At 71.1% G+C, this 16,349-nt stretch carries 18 protein-coding genes, 1 tRNA gene and 3 pseudogenes; 14 read left to right on the plus strand and 8 right to left on the minus strand.

Annotated features, from left to right (window positions below; translation table 11 throughout):
- Positions 1 to 651 (minus strand): annotated as a pseudogene (locus tag ACFQ3T_RS25360) (hypothetical protein); the annotation flags it as partial.
- A gap of 161 nt (positions 652 to 812) precedes the next feature.
- Entirely contained in the window at positions 813 to 3,563 is a 2,751-nt protein-coding gene (gene aceE, locus ACFQ3T_RS25365; protein ID WP_380726596.1) for a pyruvate dehydrogenase (acetyl-transferring), homodimeric type, read from the minus strand.
- A 294-nt stretch (positions 3,564 to 3,857) separates the two neighbouring features.
- Here aceE and ACFQ3T_RS25370 point away from each other — a divergent pair, with 294 nt between their 5' ends.
- The 10 genes and pseudogenes from ACFQ3T_RS25370 (at position 3,858) to ACFQ3T_RS25415 (ending at position 8,878) form a co-directional block, all read left to right on the plus strand.
- Positions 3,858 to 4,289 carry a DUF3052 domain-containing protein gene (locus tag ACFQ3T_RS25370; protein WP_380726598.1) on the plus strand — a complete coding sequence of 144 codons (432 nt, stop codon included), beginning with the start codon at positions 3,858 to 3,860 and terminating at the stop codon, positions 4,287 to 4,289.
- A 108-nt stretch (positions 4,290 to 4,397) separates the two neighbouring features.
- Positions 4,398 to 4,856 carry a peroxiredoxin gene (locus ACFQ3T_RS25375; RefSeq protein WP_380726600.1) on the plus strand — a complete coding sequence of 153 codons (459 nt, stop codon included), beginning with the start codon at positions 4,398 to 4,400 and terminating at the stop codon, positions 4,854 to 4,856.
- A gap of 33 nt (positions 4,857 to 4,889) precedes the next feature.
- Positions 4,890 to 4,961 (plus strand) — tRNA-Val (locus ACFQ3T_RS25380).
- 441 nt (positions 4,962 to 5,402) lie between these two features.
- A pseudogene (locus tag ACFQ3T_RS25385) lies at positions 5,403 to 5,519 on the plus strand (helix-turn-helix domain-containing protein); the annotation flags it as partial.
- A gap of 21 nt (positions 5,520 to 5,540) precedes the next feature.
- Positions 5,541 to 5,981, plus strand: a complete 441-nt coding sequence (locus ACFQ3T_RS25390; RefSeq protein WP_380726630.1) for a hypothetical protein — start codon at positions 5,541 to 5,543, stop codon at positions 5,979 to 5,981.
- A complete protein-coding gene (locus ACFQ3T_RS25395; RefSeq protein WP_380726602.1) occupies positions 5,938 to 6,603 on the plus strand; it encodes a hypothetical protein in 666 nt (221 codons plus the stop codon). The genes ACFQ3T_RS25390 and ACFQ3T_RS25395 overlap by 44 nt, the downstream gene beginning before the upstream one ends.
- A gap of 201 nt (positions 6,604 to 6,804) precedes the next feature.
- Entirely contained in the window at positions 6,805 to 7,035 is a 231-nt protein-coding gene (locus tag ACFQ3T_RS25400) for a hypothetical protein (protein ID WP_380726604.1), read from the plus strand.
- 7 nt (positions 7,036 to 7,042) lie between these two features.
- Positions 7,043 to 7,735: a DddA-like double-stranded DNA deaminase toxin gene (locus ACFQ3T_RS25405; RefSeq protein ID WP_380726606.1), complete on the plus strand. Its 693-nt coding sequence runs from the start codon at positions 7,043 to 7,045 to the stop codon at positions 7,733 to 7,735.
- A gap of 52 nt (positions 7,736 to 7,787) precedes the next feature.
- Positions 7,788 to 8,204: an Imm1 family immunity protein gene (locus ACFQ3T_RS25410; RefSeq protein WP_380726608.1), complete on the plus strand. Its 417-nt coding sequence runs from the start codon at positions 7,788 to 7,790 to the stop codon at positions 8,202 to 8,204.
- Positions 8,205 to 8,326: 122 nt separating this feature from the next.
- The gene (locus ACFQ3T_RS25415) at positions 8,327 to 8,878 is read left to right on the plus strand and encodes an SMI1/KNR4 family protein (RefSeq protein WP_380726610.1); all 552 of its coding nucleotides are present in this window, start codon (positions 8,327 to 8,329) and stop codon (positions 8,876 to 8,878) included.
- Positions 8,879 to 9,086: 208 nt separating this feature from the next.
- Here the strand turns inward: ACFQ3T_RS25415 and ACFQ3T_RS25420 are convergent, their stop codons facing one another.
- Positions 9,087 to 9,551, minus strand: a complete 465-nt coding sequence (locus ACFQ3T_RS25420) for a TIGR04141 family sporadically distributed protein (RefSeq protein WP_380726612.1) — start codon at positions 9,549 to 9,551, stop codon at positions 9,087 to 9,089.
- Between the two features lie 488 nt (positions 9,552 to 10,039).
- Between ACFQ3T_RS25420 and ACFQ3T_RS25425 the strand changes: the two genes are divergently transcribed.
- Together ACFQ3T_RS25425 and ACFQ3T_RS25430 are read left to right on the plus strand one after the other, a co-directional pair.
- Positions 10,040 to 10,330 (plus strand): hypothetical protein, encoded by a 291-nt coding sequence (locus tag ACFQ3T_RS25425; RefSeq protein ID WP_380726614.1) that lies wholly within the window; start codon positions 10,040 to 10,042, stop codon positions 10,328 to 10,330.
- A gap of 24 nt (positions 10,331 to 10,354) precedes the next feature.
- Positions 10,355 to 11,392 (plus strand): saccharopine dehydrogenase family protein, encoded by a 1,038-nt coding sequence (locus ACFQ3T_RS25430; RefSeq protein WP_380726616.1) that lies wholly within the window; start codon positions 10,355 to 10,357, stop codon positions 11,390 to 11,392.
- On the opposite strand, the gene lipA is transcribed toward ACFQ3T_RS25430, so the two are convergent.
- From lipA to ACFQ3T_RS25445, 3 genes are read right to left on the minus strand one after another with little or no spacing between them, the layout of a single operon-like run.
- Positions 11,384 to 12,388, minus strand: a complete 1,005-nt coding sequence (gene lipA, locus ACFQ3T_RS25435) for a lipoyl synthase (RefSeq protein ID WP_380726618.1) — start codon at positions 12,386 to 12,388, stop codon at positions 11,384 to 11,386. The genes ACFQ3T_RS25430 and lipA overlap by 9 nt on opposite strands.
- A gap of 15 nt (positions 12,389 to 12,403) precedes the next feature.
- The gene (locus ACFQ3T_RS25440; protein WP_380726620.1) at positions 12,404 to 13,345 is read right to left on the minus strand and encodes an oxidoreductase; all 942 of its coding nucleotides are present in this window, start codon (positions 13,343 to 13,345) and stop codon (positions 12,404 to 12,406) included.
- 19 nt (positions 13,346 to 13,364) lie between these two features.
- A complete protein-coding gene (locus tag ACFQ3T_RS25445) occupies positions 13,365 to 13,826 on the minus strand; it encodes a hypothetical protein (protein ID WP_380726622.1) in 462 nt (153 codons plus the stop codon).
- 130 nt (positions 13,827 to 13,956) lie between these two features.
- Between ACFQ3T_RS25445 and ACFQ3T_RS25450 the strand changes: the two genes are divergently transcribed.
- Positions 13,957 to 14,604, plus strand: coding sequence for a TetR/AcrR family transcriptional regulator (locus ACFQ3T_RS25450; RefSeq protein ID WP_380726628.1), 648 nt, complete (start codon positions 13,957 to 13,959; stop codon positions 14,602 to 14,604).
- A 63-nt stretch (positions 14,605 to 14,667) separates the two neighbouring features.
- Positions 14,668 to 15,600 (plus strand): LLM class F420-dependent oxidoreductase, encoded by a 933-nt coding sequence (locus ACFQ3T_RS25455; RefSeq protein WP_380726624.1) that lies wholly within the window; start codon positions 14,668 to 14,670, stop codon positions 15,598 to 15,600.
- Here ACFQ3T_RS25455 and ACFQ3T_RS25460 read toward each other — a convergent pair.
- Both ACFQ3T_RS25460 and ACFQ3T_RS25465 read right to left on the minus strand, forming a co-directional pair.
- Positions 15,585 to 16,070, minus strand: a complete 486-nt coding sequence (locus ACFQ3T_RS25460; protein ID WP_380726626.1) for a helix-turn-helix domain-containing protein — start codon at positions 16,068 to 16,070, stop codon at positions 15,585 to 15,587. The two genes, ACFQ3T_RS25455 and ACFQ3T_RS25460, sit on opposite strands and share 16 nt — an antisense overlap.
- A 1-nt stretch (position 16,071) precedes the next feature.
- A pseudogene (locus ACFQ3T_RS25465) lies at positions 16,072 to 16,349 on the minus strand (serine hydrolase); the annotation flags it as partial.

The following is a 16,349-nucleotide window of genomic DNA, read 5'->3' on the forward strand; positions in this document are numbered from 1 at the left end:
CGCCCGGCGCGGCCAACGCCACCTCGGGCGGCGCTCCGTCGGTTCCCGGGGCGGGGGAGGCGGTGGCGGCGGCCCGCCGTCCGACACGTGCAGCCAGGCGCGCCCGCGGACCTCCTTGACGCTCACGTCGACCGGGCGGAACGAGTCCGGGTCCATCGCCGGGTCGGGCCGGACCACGTCGTCGTAGAGGCGGTCGGAGACGATCAGCGCGAACGACGCCGTCGAGTGGGCCAGGACGTCCCGCACCGGCGCGGAGTTGACCAGCCGGAACGCCAGCGTGACGTCGTCGCCGACCACGCCCCGCTCGTCGTGGTGCACCTCGCCCGCGGTGATCGCCATCCGCAGCCGGATCTGGGCGGTCGGCTTGCGGCTGGCGTTGTACCGGCGCAGCTCGCCCAGCAGCGCGTGCGGCAGACCGCCCACCACCCGGCTCTTCGGCATGTCGGCCGGGACCAGCACCAGCACCCCGTCGCCGCGGTCCTCGTGCTCCGCCGCCGACCAGTCGAGCCCGCTGTCGGAGAACGCGGCCTCCAACGCCGCGTACAGCCCGCGCCGGATCTCCAGCTGCGGGTTCAGGGGCCGCTGCCCGAACGCGGACACGTCGACGACCACGACCGTGTGGTGCAACGCGTGCTGCGGCTGCGAACCCATCCGACCCCTCGTTGGACGTGGGCTGTGCGCCCGAGTCTATGGGGTGGATCACAACGCGCACCGGAACGACCGCATTCCGCGCGGGTCCGGCCGCACTACTGCGGGAACGGGACGGGGGCGGCCCCGGGAATCCCGGAACCGCCCCCGTCACCGCCGGTGGGTCAGGCCAGGCCGGCGTCCGAGGTGGACGGGCCCGCCGCGCTCACGTCGTCGATCCGGTACTTCTTCGCCGCCTGCACGACCAGCGACTGCTGGATCTCGCCGCGCTTGGCCAGCGCGGCGAGCGTCGCCACCACGATCGACTCGGCGTCGACCAGGAAGTGGCGCCGCGTCGCGGGCCGGGTGTCGGAGAAGCCGAACCCGTCCGTGCCCAGCGTGGTCATGTCCGTCGGCACGTACGGCCGGATCAGGTCCGGCACGGCGCGCATCCAGTCCGACACTGCCACCACGGGACCGGCCGCGTCCGCCAGCGCCTGCGTCACGTACGGCACGCGCGGCTCCTGGTCGGGGTGCAGCAGGTTGTGCCGGTCGACCTCGACGGCCTCGCGGCGCAGCTCCGAGTACGACGTCGCCGACCACACGTCGGCCTGCACGCCCCACTCCTCGGCGAGCATCCGCTGCGCCTCGATCGCCCACGGCATCGCCACGCCCGACGCGAGCAGCTGCGCCCGCGGACCGCTCTGCGCCGCCGCTACCTGGTACCGGTAGAGGCCCTTGAGCAGGCCCTCCACGTCCAGGCCCTCCGGCTCGGCCGGCTGCTGGTACGGCTCGTTGTAGACGGTCATGTAGTAGAAGATGTTCTCGGCGTTCTCGCCGTACATCCGCCGCAGGCCGTCCTTGACGATGTGCGCCACCTCGTACGACCACGCCGGGTCGTACGCCACGACCGCCGGGTTCGTGTGCGCCAGCAGCAGCGAGTGCCCGTCCGCGTGCTGGAGGCCCTCGCCCGTCAGCGTGGTCCGGCCGGCCGTCGCGCCGAGCACGAAACCGCGCGCCATCTGGTCGGCGGCGGCCCAGAGGCCGTCACCGGTGCGCTGGAACCCGAACATCGAGTAGAAGATGTAGATCGGGATCATCGGCTCGCCGTGCGTGGCGTACGACGTGCCCGCGGCGGTGAACGACGCCGTCGACCCCGCCTCGTTGATGCCCTCGTGCAGGATCTGGCCCTGCTCGCTCTCCTTGTACGCCAGCATCAGCTGGGCGTCCACGGACGTGTACATCTGGCCGTTCGGGTTGTAGATCTTCTGCGCCGGGAACATCGAGTCCATGCCGAACGTGCGCGCCTCGTCCGGGATGATCGGCACGATCCGGCTGCCGATCTCCGGGTCCTTGGCCAGGTCGCGGACCAGCCGGACGAACGCCATCGTCGTGGCGACCTCCTGCTTGCCCGAACCCCGCTTGACCACGTCGTAGACCTTGTCGCCCGGCAGCACCAGCGCCTTGGACTTGGTGCGGCGCTCCGGCACGAACCCGCCCAGCTGCTTGCGCCGCTCCAGCAGGTACTGGATCTCCGGGGCGTCCGTGCCGGGGTGGTAGTACGGCGGCAGGTACGGGTCGAGGTCCTTGTCCGCGATCGGGATGCGCAGGCTGTCCCGGAAGTTCTTCAGGTCCTCGTGGGTCATCTTCTTCATCTGGTGCGTGGCGTTGCGCGCCGCGAAGTGCGGGCCCAGGCCGTAGCCCTTGATGGTCTTGGCGAGGATGACCGTCGGCTGGCCGTGGTGCTCCACCGCCGCCTTGTACGCCGCGTAGACCTTGCGGTAGTCGTGGCCGCCGCGCTTGAGGTTCCACACCTCGTCGTCGGACATCGGCGAGACCAGCTCCTTCGTGCGCGGGTCGCGCCCGAAGAAGTGCTCCTTGACGTACGCGCCGTCGTTGGCCTTGTACGTCTGGTAGTCGCCGTCCGGCGTCGTGTTCATCAGGTTGACCAGCGCGCCGTCGCGGTCCGCGTGCAGCAGGGCGTCCCACTCCCGGCCCCAGATGACCTTGATGACGTTCCAGCCCGCACCGCGGAAGAACGCCTCCAGCTCCTGGATGATCTTGCCGTTGCCGCGCACCGGGCCGTCGAGGCGCTGCAGGTTGCAGTTCACCACGAAGGTCAGGTTGTCCAGCTGCTCGTTCGCCGCGACCTGCAACAGGCCCCGCGACTCCGGCTCGTCCATCTCGCCGTCGCCCAGGAACGCCCAGACGTGCTGGTCGGACGTGTCCTTGATACCGCGGTCGTGCAGGTAGCGGTTGAACCGCGCCTGGTAGATCGCGTTCATCGGGCCGAGGCCCATGGACACGGTGGGGAACTCCCAGAAGTCCGGCATCAGCCGCGGGTGCGGGTACGACGGCAGGCCGCCGCCCGGCCCCGCGTGCGACAGCTCCTGGCGGAACCCGTCGAGCTGCTCGGCGGACAGCCGGCCTTCGAGGAAGGCGCGGGCGTACACGCCGGGGGAGGCGTGGCCCTGGATGAACACGTGGTCACCGCCGCCGGGGTGGTCCTTGCCCCGGAAGAAGTGGTTGAAGCCGACCTCGTAGAGGCTCGCCGACGACGCGTAGGTCGAGATGTGACCGCCGACACCGACGCCGGGGCGCTGCGCCCGGTGCACGGTCATCGCCGCGTTCCACCGGATCCAGGCCCGGTAGCGGCGCTCCACCTCCTCGTCGCCGGGGAACCACGGCTCGCGCTCGGTGGGGATGGTGTTGACGTAGTCCGTGCTGGTCAGCGAAGGAACGCCGACGTGGCTCTCCCTGGCCCGTTCGAGCAGGCGCAGCATCAGGTAGCGGGCGCGCTGCTGCCCGCCGCCCTTGAGCGCGGCGTCGAACGACTCCAGCCACTCCGCGGTCTCCTCCGGATCGATGTCCGGGAGGTGGGCGGCCAGACCGTCACGGATGACGCGTACCCGCTCGGGGGTGTTCTGCGGGGCCAAGGGATCTCCTCGTTCCGGTGTCTGCTGACTCCATCGTTGCCCGAGAGACATGCTCCCGTCACCGCTACCGGTGAGTAGTTCTGGATCGTGTCTCTCGCGCGCGCGAATAGGAGGTGTGTAGAGCGTGCCTCATGCCGTCGGGGGACCGCATCCGGGGGTACCCGATGCGGCGTGTCTTGAGGGTTACGGTTGCGCGTGGCGGGGCAGACAGTGTTCGCTAGCCGCGACTGGTAGTGACATCGCGCGGCAGTCGTACCCGGCTGCCGCTCTTGTGTACTTGGAGGAGTGGAAGCCGTGGTCGCCGCGGAAGACGCCGGCAAGATCGGTGTCGCCGACAGGCTCGGGATCGAACCGGGCAGCGTGGTCCAGGAGATCGGCTGGGACGAGGACGTCGACGACGACCTGCGCGCCGCGATCGAGGAGCGGGTGGGCGGTGATCTGCTCGATGAGGACTCCGACGAGGTGATGGAAGTCGTCCTGCTGTGGTGGCGCGACGACGACGGTGACCTCGCCGACGCCCTGATCAACGCCACCACGTCGCTGGCCGACGACGGCGTGATCTGGGTGTTGACGCCCAAGACGGGGCGGGCCGGTCACGTCGAGCCGAGCGACATCGCCGAGGCGGTGTCCACCGCGGGGCTCGCCCAGACCTCCAACATCACGGTCAGCGGTGACTGGTCGGCCACCAGGCTCGTCGCGCCGAAGTCGGCCAAGGCGAAGCGCTGACGGAACGGGCGCCGACCGCCATGCCCTAGGCTCGACGGCGGGCTCCTCGATCGGGTGGAGCCCGTTCTTCGGGTTGCGCCGGCGACGGTCGCTGTGGTGGAGGTTCGCATGGTCGAGGTCGGTGCCCAGGCCCCGGACTTCACGCTCGCCGACCAGAACAAGCAACGTGTGACGCTCTCCTCGTTCCGCGGGGAGCGCAACGTGCTGCTCGTGTTCTTCCCGTTCGCGTTCAGCGGCATCTGCACCGGCGAGCTGTGCCAGGTGCGGGACGAGCTGGCCGTGTACGAGGATGAGAACGTGCAGGTCGTCGGTGTGTCCGTGGACACGTCGTTCAGCCTGAAGGCGTGGGCGAGGGAAGAGGGCTACCGCTTCCCGCTGCTGTCGGACTTCTGGCCGCACGGCGAGGTCGCGCGGGCGTACGGCGTGTTCAACGAGAAGTCCGGCATGGCGACCCGCGGCACGTTCCTCGTCGACACCTCCGGCGTGGTCCGGTTCGCCGAGGTGAACGGCCCCGGCGAGGCCCGCGACCAGGAGGCGTGGAAGAAGGCCGTGGCCGCCCTGGCCTGATACCTTCCCCGCGCCGGTCCGACCCGGCGTCACGGGCGCGTAGCTCAGCGGAAGAGCACTCGGTTTACACCCGAGCGGTCGCAGGTTCGAATCCTGCCGCGCCCACTGTGTCCCCCGGGGGTGCAGCCCCCAGACCCCGCCCGGCGGGCTCCGCCCCCGGACCCCCGCCGTGGCCGGCGCCTTGGCCCCCACGTCGGCGGGCTTCGCTTCGGCGCCGGCGCGCCTGCGCTTCGCCCTGCAAGCCGTCCCGTCTCGGTCTCGTTGTGTGGTGCCTTCCCGGTGGTCAGCTGCTCTTTGAGCGTGATCCGAGAGGTGTCGGACCCCACAGGCAGCTTCCGCCGCACTCCAGGCGACCGCGAGCGTTTCGAACGGCGCTCGGACGCACTCCACGTTCCCGGACTCCCGGGAAATGCGATCCGGCGCGGCACAATTCGTCCGACTTCAGTGGTCAACCTGTGCAGCGGCGCCTTTGCTGGTCAAACCCGGTAGCCTCAGGGTTCCCACCTCGTCACGACCTGGGCAGGGATCGCCGTGGCAGCATCCGAGATGTCGGTTGGGCTCCGAGTCAAGCACCACCGGGAACGTGCGGGTATCTCACGCCCCGTATTGGCCGGACTGGTCGGCCGATCTGCCGAATGGGTGAAAGCGGTCGAGAACGGTCGTTTGCAGGCCCCGAGACTGCCCATGCTCCTGCGCATCGCTCATGCCCTGGGCATTGACGACCTGGCCCAGTTGACCGGTGATCACACAATCCCGGTCCAAGCGTTCGCGGGTGAGCGCCACGCGGCGCTGTACGAGGTTCAAGGGGCGCTGACCGAGTACCACTTCGCCGCGCCGGACAGGCCGCTGCCGGACCTCGCTCACCTGGCAGTGCGGCTGGACATGGCGTGGCGCGTCCGGCACTCCAGTTCTGACCACCGGACGCAACTCGGAACTCTCCTCCCGGGGCTGATCCGCGATGCGCAGACCGCGGTACGGACCTCCGGGGAGAAGCGCCGTGAAGCGCGGCGGCTGCTCGCCGGCGTCTACCAGTTGGCTGACTTCTACGTGGCCTACCAGCCCCGCTCCGGAGTTGGTGTGGTTGGTCGCCGACCGTGCCCTGACCGAGGGACAGGAAGCCGATGACCCGTACGTCGCGGCCGGAGGCGCCTGGGCGATGGTGCAGGCATTGCGTGATGCCGGCCGTTGGGATGAGGCTGTGGCCTTGGCGACGGACGCGACCCGTGCTCTCGAACCGCACCTCGACCGCGCGCCGGCTGATTGGCGTGGGCTCTGGGGGGCGTTGCACGCCGAGGTGGCTTACGTGCACGCGCGGCGGGGTCGGCACGGTCAAGCGTGGCAAGCCTGGGAACGCGCCGACCGTGTGGCGCGCGGTCTTGGTTCCGACTACCGGCACGTGCAGACTTCGTTCTCCACGGCCGTGATGGGCGCACACGCCGCCACTCTGGGCGTTGAGTTGCGCCGGTCCGGTGAGGCGCTGCGAGCCGCGGAATCGTTCGATGCGAAGACGATCCCGTCCCTGGCCCGCCGAAGCCGCCACCTGATCGAGGTGGCGCGGGCCCATTTCCAGCGCGAAGAACGCCATGCGGTGTGGGTGCTCCTGGACCGCGCGGAGCGCACGGCGTCCGAGACCATCAAGTACAACGGGTTCGCCCGCGAGATGTTGCTCAGCCTGGCCGCGCAACCGCCCGCGGGCATGCGCGTCGACGTGCGCGATCTCTGCCAACGGGTCGGCCTGCCCGCTTGACCCGATCGTGTGGGGGTACGGGTTGTACCCCTTGGCCCGTCCCGCGATTCGTAACCTCACCCTCGTCGGTTTTCCCTGGACCGCTGTCGGATGCCTTGGGTGGAGCCGCGGGACCGACCCCGAACCGTGCATGCGCCCGGACGAGACCCGCGAGCTCGGACACCGTCGTTATTGGCATCACTGGAAAGAGTGACTAGGCACATGCAAATCGAACTTGGCACCCACGTTCGCACCAGCGCCCAGATCGATGCGAACTGCGCGATCGATCACGAGGTTGTGGGCGGAGAGGCGTTCTTCTCGTTCGCGGACGGCGCGGTCAGCCTTCACTTCACCGATGAGCGAGCTTTTCGGAACTTCATGGCCGAGGCCGTGGCGGTGTTGGCCAGGTTTGGCTCGGACGGCCTCGACGATGCGGTGAACTCCAGCGACTGAGCGCACGGTGACGAGCATTGGCGACGTCGTGGACGTCATGCGCCGGGCCGTGGGGCAATTGCCCTTCGCTGCCCTGGCGGACGCGCTCAGCCTCGTGGAAGACGTCCTGGCCCTGCTGAGGACCGCCCTGCTGGGAAGTGAAGACGATGAAGCGTCGCAGGTCATCGCTCGCTTCGAGGAAGTCGCGGACGGTATCGAGCAGCTGCAACAGCGGTTGAGCGTGATCCAGCAGGCCGTCACGTCGGCGGCCGGCCGCCTCGAACGGCACGGCACACCACCAAGTGTTGCGCCTCCAGCCCTGCCGCCAGGTTCCGCCAGGCCCGCAGCTTCCCAGCCGGACAGTGCCGCGCCGACGGTCGGGCGGATCGCCGGTCTCCTCGATGCCCTTCCCGAGCGCGACGACCCCGGCGGTAAGACGTCGGGTTTCTGGGTCGACCAGTTCGGACAGGTGCACGGGCCGATCACGAGCGGCCATGGTGAGTTGCGCGAGCGAGCGGTCGCGGGGCTGCGCCGTCTCGGCCTGGCTCCCGCGCGGGGAACCCTGACGGTGGCCGACCACGTCCAGGTGCAGGTCGCCGTCCAGGTGGAGGAGGCCGGTGAGGCTGACGCTACGTTGGCCGTGAACAACCGGCCCTGTGATTTCGGCCGTTCTCCTGCGATCGCGTCGTGCCGAGGGTTCTCCGGCCGGGGCAGCGCTTGACGGTCCACTGGCCGGGCGGCGTGAAGGCCTACACCGGGAAGGAGCGTTGACTGTGGGCTACGTCCTCGATGTGGCGTACCGGCACGACCAGGAGCCAAGGCGCCTGCGTACGCGCGAAGACGTCGACGCCTTCGTTGACGAGCTGTTGACGCTGGGGCCGGCGTACCGCGCCGCCACCGCGTATGCCGTGCGAGAAGACAGCGACGAGTTGCCCGACCACGAGCTGCTGGTGGGCGTGAGCGCGGAAACCGGTCTCGGAGCCGTGCGGTATTCCGGGGAAGACGGCACTTGGTACGTCCCCGGCGGCCACGCCAACGCCCAGGGCGTCACGTTCGCCTACTTCGGCACGGCCCACGAATTCCCGGCCGACGCCGAGGTGCCGCTCGACCTGGTCCGTGAAGCGCTGTGGGGACTGCTCGCCGGACGCGGGGACCGGCCGAGTGGACTGAGTTGGGCCGAGACGGAGTGACCTGACCGTGGGGTAGGCGCGGGTCGCACAGACCCGGTTGAGGCGCTTTCGGTGGGTGTGCGACGTCCACTGCTGGAACCCGGAACTGGCCCTCCGCCCGGGGCGGCTGTTACAAGAGGGGCATGGTTGGTTCATTGCCGGCGGCCCCGCTCGCGCTCGACGAGGTGGAGGAAGCCGAGCGGCAGTTCGGCGTCGTGTTCCCCGAGGAGTACCGGGAGTTCCTGCTCACGGTCAGCGCGGGTGGCGACGCGAAGACGAACAGGCTGACGCGCACGTCGGAGGGGTGGGGCTGGGTCGGCGACGACCGCACCGACCTCGCCCGGCTGGCCGAGCCGTTCCGCGACCGCGCGGAGATCCAGCGGCTCTGGGACGAGTTGGAGCCGCGCGAACCGTCACGCGACTACGAGCCCGCCGAGTGGCAGGCGTGGGACGACGAGTGCGGGGTCGTCTACGACCTCGAGACCGTCGGCGCGCTCTACATGTGGACGGACGGGATCAACGACGCCTGGCTCGTGATCAGCGGTCCGCTGGCGGGAACCATGTGGCTCGACATGCGGCCGACCTCGGACGTGGTCGTCCCGATCAAGGCGGAGGACGGTCGGGTGATGAGGTTCTCCGAGTGGCACCTGGCCGACGACACCACCTGGTGGGACCGGATCCGGCGGGGCGAATAGGGCTTTTCGAACGCGTCGGAGAAAGCGGCCGACAGGCGCGCGATTCGGTGGCCTGTCGTGGACGGCACTCATTGTCGGAATCATCGGTTCGGTCATCGCCTTCCCGGACGACCTCGTTTGGTCGCGCGCCCGATTCATTCAGCGCTGAGTAGTTCTTCGGCCGGGCCGCCTCGCAGGCTGGGAGGTGGAAGCGGTCCGGCCCAGCGCGTCAGGCGGCTCGGTCGCGGCGGTGGCGGAGTTCGTGCCAGCGGCCTTCGCAGAGGCGGTAGGTGTGGTCCGCGAGGGTCGTTTCGAACGTGATCCAGCGGTCCATGGGGATGGGTCGCGTGAGCAGTTCCTCGCGGGCCCGGTCGGCGCACGGGATCAGCCTCGCCTGCTTCAGCTCGTCGGTCCGCGCGAACTCGGGGATGCGGGCGAAGCGGGCGATGACCACGGTGACGTCGAGGATCGGGGTGAGCGGCACGGGGCCGTAGCCGCCGACGTCGTTGGTGCGGAACGAGACCGTGTCCTGGGCACGTCCCGCCGCCGCGGCCGGCCAGCGCAGGCCCAGCCTGCCGAACCGGGTGCTGCCACCCAGCGCGACGGCCAGCCGTCGTTCCAGCGCGGGCACCAGGGGGTGGTTCCGGGTCAGCGGGCGGAGGTCGTGCTCGACGATCTCGTGGATGGTGTTCACGGCGGTCGGGAACTCCTTCGGTGCGTGGCGGAAACGTAGTCGAAAGGGTTCGGTCGGTGATTCGACAATGGCGCACCAAAGAGTGAAATGGGTGGCTCGGTCGGCGAGCGGCCTGCGGTTTGAGCCCAGCGGCGGACGTCCGCCGGCGCGTCTCGCGGGGTGTCGGGACGGGCGTGAGTGGCGCTGCTCGGCGCGTCGTTGGGCGATTCGGGTGGTCGGGTGCGGAACGCATTCACTCGATCGAGTGATAAATGTGCCGTCGTCGTGACGGCGGCTCGGCGGAATGGTGTATCCGGTACGGGTGGGTGCCGGTTCTCGGTCGGGTGAAAGGCGTGGCCGATCGGTCCGGGCGCGGTGCGGGACCGTTCGTCGCGCCAGGACGTCCGCTCGCCCCCCGGTGGGTCGGGCGGCTGATTAGGGGTGCTAACCGAGTCCCCCTATGTGACATCCCCCTATGCGCGCGCGTCCCGGAGACGTAACTTCTCGGCATGTCGCCCAGGGCCGTCACCGCGGTGGTCGGTGTTGCGTTCTTCCTGGCCGGGCTGCTGATCGTGCTGGCGCCCCTGTCGACCGACACCCCGTCGGGCATCGCGGTCTCGTGCGGGAACGCCGTCGGCATGGGCTACGACGAGGTCGCCGTCGAGGCCGAGGGCGGGGCGTTCGTCGAGATCTGCGGCCGGCTGCGCGCGGAGCGGTTGGCGTGGGCCGCTCCGGTCGTCGTGCTCGGCGCGCTCCTGCTGGTGGGGAGCGCGGTGGTGCGGCGGCGGTCGTCCACCTAGCTACCTGCGAGTAGCTTCTACCCCATGACGTGGATGGTCTACGGGGCGAACGGGTTCACCGGCACGTTGGTCGCCGAGCTGGCGGTGCGGCGCGGGCTGCGGCCCGTGCTGGCCGGGCGCGATGCCGCGAAGGTGCGCGCGCTGGCCGAACGGTTGGAGCTGGAGCACCGGGTCTTCCGACTGGACGACCCGGAGGCCGCCGCGGCGGCGCTGGCGGACGTCGACGTGGTCGCCCACTGCGCCGGCCCGTTCTCGGCGACGTCGGGACCGATGGTCGACGCCTGCCTGGAGTCCCGGACCCACTACCTCGACATCACCGGCGAGATCGACGTCTTCGAGGCGGTGAGCGCGCGTGACGAGGCCGCGAAGGCCGCCGGCGTGGTGCTGCTGCCGGGCATCGGGTTCGACGTCGTCCCCACCGACTGCGTCGCCGCCATGCTGCACGAGGCGCTGCCCACGGCCACGCACCTCGACCTGGCGTTCCTGGTGCAGGGCGGCGCGAGCGCGGGCACGGCCCGGACGGCCGTCGAGGGCTCGGGCGGCGGTGGCCGGGTCCGGCGGGACGGCGAGATCCGCGGCGTCCGGCTGGGGCACCGGCGGCGCACCGCGCACTTCCGCGACCGGCCCCGTGACGTGGGCGCGATCCCGTGGGGCGACGTGAGCACCGCCTACCGGTCCACCGGCATCCCCAACATCACCACGTTCACCACGATCCCCGGCGTGCTGACGCGCCTGCAGCCGATCACCGCGCCGCTCCTGCGCACCGGCCTCGGCCAGCGGCTGGGCAAGGCGGTGGCCAAGCGCATCGGCGGGCCCAACGACGCCACCAGGGGCCGGACGCGCTCCGAGGTGTTCGGCGAGGTCTGGGACGCCGACGGCAACCGGGTGCGGCTCGCGCTCACCGGGCCGAACGCCTACGACCTCACCGCGGACTCGGTGGTCAAGGCCGTCCAGCGCCTCGACGGCACGGCCCCCGGCGCGCACACGCCGTCCAGCGCCTTCGGAGCGGACTACGTCCGGGCGCTGGACGGCGTGGTGGTCGGTGAGCCGACGTCAGCGTGACGAGAGCAGCGAGGTGATCTCCTGCGCCGCGCCGCCCGCTTCGAGCAGGTGGCGCAGGTTCTCCGGCAGCACGTCGCCGCGCTTCTGCACGGCCTGCGCGTACAGCCGGCCCGCGCGGTAGGAGGACCGGACCAGGGGACCGGCCATGACGCCGGAGAAGCCGATGCCCTCGGCGGTCTCCTTGTGCGTCACGAACTCCTCCGGCTTCACCCAGCGCTCGACCGGGTGGTGCCGGGGCGACGGCCGCAGGTACTGCGTGATCGTGATGATCTCGCAGCCCGCGTCGTACAGGTCGTGCAGCGCCTCGGTGACCTCGTCCGGCGTCTCGCCCATGCCCAGGATCAGGTTGGACTTCGTCACCAGACCCGCCTCGCGGGCCGCGGTGATGACCTCCAGCGACCGCTCGTAGCGGAACGCCGGCCGGATGCGCTTGAAGATCCGCGGCACGGTCTCCAGGTTGTGCGCCAGCACCTCGGGACGTGAGCCGAACACCTCGGCCAGCTGCTCCGGCACCGCGTTGAAGTCCGGGATCAGGAGCTCGACGCCCGTGCCGGGGTTCATCTCGTGGATCTGGCGGACGGTCTCGGCGTACAGCCACGCGCCGCCGTCCTCCAGGTCGTCGCGCGCCACGCCGGTGACGGTCGAGTACCGCAGGCCCATCGCCTGGACGGACTCCGCCACGCGCCGCGGTTCGTCGCGGTCGAGGTCGGCGGGCTTGCCGGTGTCGATCTGGCAGAAGTCGCAGCGTCGGGTGCACTGCTCGCCACCGATGAGGAAGGTGGCCTCCCGGTCTTCCCAGCACTCGTAGATGTTGGGACAACCGGCCTCTTCGCACACCGTGTGGAGGCCCTCGCGTTTGACCAGGCCCTTGAGCTCCCGGTACTCGGGGCCCATCTTCGCCTTGGTCTTGATCCACGAGGGCTTCTTCTCGATGGGCGTTTGGCTGTTGCGGACTTCCAGCCGCAGCAGCTTCCGACCTTCAGGTACGACGGTCACGACCTCAACCCTACGTCACGAGGGGTCGGGCGCGACGCCCGTGAGCTTGGCCGTCAGGTCCCACAACCGGCTCGCCGCCAGCTCGTCCCGGGCGGCCGTCGTGGACCCCGCCGGGGCCGGGTGGCCGCGCATCTCGCGGAACCCGTCCGGCCCGTAGTAGCCGCCCGGCTCCACGTCCGGCGACGTGGCCGCGTAGAGCTGCGGCAACGCCCCGACCTCGACGTTCTGGGAGAACGAGTCGCTGATCCGCGCGCCGAGCCCGAGCAGCGGGTTGCGGTGCGCCTTGGCCATGTTGCCGCTCAGCTCGGTGGCCGTCAGACCGGGGTGGGCAGCGACGGACGTCACGTCGACGCCCGCCGTGCGGGTGCGCCGGTCCAGCTCGCGGGCGAACAGCAGGTTGGCCAGCTTCGACTGCCCGTAGGCGCCCCACGGCGTGTACCGGCGCACCTCGTAGTTCGGGTCGGCCAGGTCGACGCGGCCGATCTGGTGGGCGAGGCTCGACACGGTGACGACCCGCGCGCCGGGCCGGGTGCGCAGCGCGGGCATCAGCAGCCACGTCAGCGCGGCGTGGCCGAGGTGGTTGGTGCCGAACTGGCGCTCGAAGCCGTCGGCGGTGCGGCCCAGCGGCACCGCCATGATGCCCGCGTTGTTGACCAGCACGTCCAGCGCGTCACCGGTGCGCTCGCGCACCTCGGCGGCGGCCGTGCGGACCGAGGACAGGTCGGCCAGGTCCAGCGGCACCACCTCGGCCTTGCCGCCCGTCGCGAGCACGCGCTCCAACGCCCGCTGACCCCGTTCGGCGGACCGGCACGCCAGCAGGACGTGGGCGCCCTTGCCCGCCAGCACCTCCGCGGTGCGCAGGCCGAGGCCCGAGTTGGCCCCGGTCACCAGCACGGTGCGCCCGCCCTGGTCGGGGATGTCCGCGGTGTCCCATTTCCTGGGAGTCCACTTCGGCATGCCTCATACCTACAGGTGCTCAGGCGCTCTTGGCGAGCCCGCGGCGCCGGCCGGGGACGACGGCGGCCGGGCCGGTGCGGATCAGGCCGAGGAACGCCGCGCCGACGCCGGCGACGTCCTCGCCCGGCTCGGACAGGTCGGCCAGGCCCGCGGTCAGCGCCAGCAGGCGCTGCTCCCGCTCGAGGGCCTCGGGCACGGTCAGGTGCGCGTCCAGCACGGCGCGCAGCACGGGCTGCTCGGCGGCCAGCGCGCGCCACGTCCGGGTGACGGTTTCCACGCGGTCGTCGTCGCTGTCCTCCAGCGCCGTGCCGAGCCGCCCGGTGAGCTGCCGCATCCAGCGGTAGTGGAGGGCGAGGAGCAGGTCGTCCTCGGTCGCGAACAGGTCGCGGTCGAACGTCAGGGGCGCCGCGGGATTCCCCGCCGCGGCGCGGAGCACGGCGTCCAGGGCGTCACGTCGTCGGTAGTAGTCCGTCCAACTCATGATCACGCCTCCTCTCGGGGTGACCGGCGTCATACCCCAGGTCTCTCGCATACCGTCGGTATGGCCGATGAGGCGAACATACCACGAGTACGTACCGTCGGTATGTCGTACGGTTGTGAACGTGGTGACAGTGCGTTCCAGGCGGTTGGAGTACTCCGAGTCGACGAGGCAGGCCCTCGTGGACAGCGCGGTCGAGCTGTTCACCAAACGCGGGTACGCGGGCACGTCGCTGGACGAGGTCGCCAAGCGGGCCCGGCTCACCAAGGGCGCGCTCTACCACCACTTCAGCGGCAAGCAGGCGTTGTTCGAGGCCGCCTTCGACTCGGTCGAGAACAGGTTCATGCGCAAGCTCGGCGAGATCGTCAGCGCGCCCGGCGACCCGTGGGAGACCGCCATCGCGGGCCTGCGCGCGTACGTCCGGGTCTGCCTGGAACCCGCCTACCAGCGGATCGTCATCCACGAGGCGCCGGTGGTGATGGGCTGGGAGCGGTGGCGCGAGGCCGAGGAGCACTTCAGCTACGGCCTGCTGCGCTCCACCATCGACGTGCTGGTCACGTCCGGCGAGCTGGAGCAGCTGCCGGTCGAGACGATGTCCCGCCTGCTGTTCGGCGCGCTGTCGGCCGGCGCGAGCACGATCGCCGGCGCGTCCGACCCGCGCAAGGCCAGCGCCGAGGTCGAGCGCACGATCGTGCGGGTGGTCGAAGGGCTCCGGGTCCGTGCCGACGCCCCGCCCGCCGCGCCGGTGGAGGAGAAGCGGTCCCGGTCACGCCGCCGGTGACGTCCGCGACCTCCGCCTCGCTCGAATCGCGGGTTCCCGAAGTGGCCGACTAGCGTCGGCGCGGTGGAACTCCGCATCTTCACCGAGCCCCAGCAAGGGGCCACCTACGACGACCTCCTGGCGGTGGCGCGCACCGCCGAGGCCGCGGGCTACGGCGCGTTCTTCCGCTCCGACCACTACCTCAAGATGGGCGACGGCGACGGCCTGCCCGGCCCCACCGACGCGTGGATCACGCTGGCCGGGCTCGCCCGCGACACCGAGACCATCCGGCTCGGCACGCTGATGACCGCGGCGACGTTCCGCCACCCCGGCCCGCTGGCGATCAGCGTGGCGCAGGTGGACCAGATGTCCGGCGGCCGGGTCGAGTTCGGCCTCGGCGCGGGCTGGTTCGAGGCCGAGCACACCGCGTACGGCCTGCCGTTCCCGTCCACCGTGGAGCGGTTCGAGCGGTACGCCGAGCAGCTGGAGATCGTCACCGGCCTGTGGGGCACCCCGGTCGGCGGGACGTTCGACTTCGAGGGCAAGTACTACCGGCTGGCCGACTCGCCCGCCCTGCCCAAGCCCGTGGCGAAGATCCCGGTGCTGATCGGCGGCACGGGCCCGAAGCGCACGCCCGCGCTCGCGGCCCGGTTCGCGGACGAGTTCAACCTGCCGTTCCAGAAGGTCGACGCCTCCGTCGACCTGCTCACCCGCGTCGACGCGGCGTGCGAGGCGATCGGCCGCGACCCGGCGGAGATCACCCGTTCCGCGGCCCTGGTGGTCTGCGTCGGGCGTGACGACGCCGAGGTCTCCCGCCGCGCCGCCGCGATCGGCCGCGAGGTGGACGAGCTGCGCGAGAACGGCCTCACCGGCACGCCCGCCGAGGTCGTGGACCGGCTCGGCACGTGGCGGGAGAAGACCGGCGTCAGCCGCGTCTACCTGCAGGTCCTCGACCTCGCCGACCTCGACCACGTCGAGCTGGTCGCGGCCGAGGTCGCGCCTCAGCTGCGCAGCTGACCGGCGACGTCCGACGCGGCGGTGAGCAGGACGAGCACGGGGATGGTGGCCGCCGGCCGCAGCCGGTAGCTCCCGCGCTTGTCCTGCTCCACCACGCCGGACGCCGTCAACGCCTTCAGGTGGTGGTACAGCTGACCGGTCGAGCCCAGCTGGGCCGCCTCCTGCAACGCGGCCGCGGGCTGACCGCCGTGCGCGAGCAGGGTGCGGACGATCTCCACCCGCACCGGGTGCGCCAACGCGGACAGCACCTCGATCCGGGGGCGGTCCGCCAACGACAGCGCGCGCTCCGGCGTCACGTCGATCCGCCACGTCACCCGGCCGTCGCCCAGCGCCACCCGCCCGCCGTAGCCGAACGCGCCGCCGCCGTCCTCGGTCTCGGGCAGCGCGACCGTCTCCCGCTCGTCGCCCTCCAGCGCGGCGACGCGCTGCTCCAGCTCGGCAAGTCGTTGCACCAGGTCCACCGCTGCCATCCTACGAGAGGCTGACCTGGAGCTCCCGCAGCGCGGCGGGCTCCAGCAGGGCCCGCAGCACCAGTCGCACCAGCTCCGCGGACCGGCCGAACCAGGTCTCGTCGACCTCCTTCGTCAGCACGGCCGCGCTGCCGACCCGCCCGTCCGCCCAGCGCACGCCGAAGCCCACCGTGACGACGCCGGGCAGCGACCCGCCCTTGAACCCGACGCCCGCCACACCCGGCGGCAGGGCGTTGCCGCGTTCGAGGTGCGCGCGGGCCGCCGGGTCGCCGGTCAGCT

The sequence above is a fragment of the Saccharothrix hoggarensis genome, assembly GCF_042678885.1.
GTDB lineage: Bacteria > Actinomycetota > Actinomycetes > Mycobacteriales > Pseudonocardiaceae > Actinosynnema > Actinosynnema hoggarensis.

What these genes read in the sequence shown, in the direction of transcription:
- ACFQ3T_RS25375 (WP_380726600.1), top strand. Translation starts at nt 4,398, where the DNA reads ATGGTCGAGGTCGGTGCCCAGGCCCCGGACTTCACGCTCGCCGACCAG.
- ACFQ3T_RS25390 (WP_380726630.1), top strand. Translation starts at nt 5,541, where the DNA reads ATGCTCCTGCGCATCGCTCATGCCCTGGGCATTGACGACCTGGCCCAG.
- ACFQ3T_RS25400 (WP_380726604.1), top strand. Translation starts at nt 6,805, where the DNA reads ATGCAAATCGAACTTGGCACCCACGTTCGCACCAGCGCCCAGATCGAT.
- ACFQ3T_RS25415 (WP_380726610.1), top strand. Translation starts at nt 8,327, where the DNA reads ATGGTTGGTTCATTGCCGGCGGCCCCGCTCGCGCTCGACGAGGTGGAG.
- ACFQ3T_RS25425 (WP_380726614.1), top strand. Translation starts at nt 10,040, where the DNA reads ATGTCGCCCAGGGCCGTCACCGCGGTGGTCGGTGTTGCGTTCTTCCTG.
- ACFQ3T_RS25430 (WP_380726616.1), top strand. Translation starts at nt 10,355, where the DNA reads ATGACGTGGATGGTCTACGGGGCGAACGGGTTCACCGGCACGTTGGTC.
- ACFQ3T_RS25440 (WP_380726620.1), bottom strand. Translation starts at nt 13,345, where the DNA reads ATGCCGAAGTGGACTCCCAGGAAATGGGACACCGCGGACATCCCCGAC.
- ACFQ3T_RS25445 (WP_380726622.1), bottom strand. Translation starts at nt 13,826, where the DNA reads ATGAGTTGGACGGACTACTACCGACGACGTGACGCCCTGGACGCCGTG.
- ACFQ3T_RS25460 (WP_380726626.1), bottom strand. Translation starts at nt 16,070, where the DNA reads ATGGCAGCGGTGGACCTGGTGCAACGACTTGCCGAGCTGGAGCAGCGC.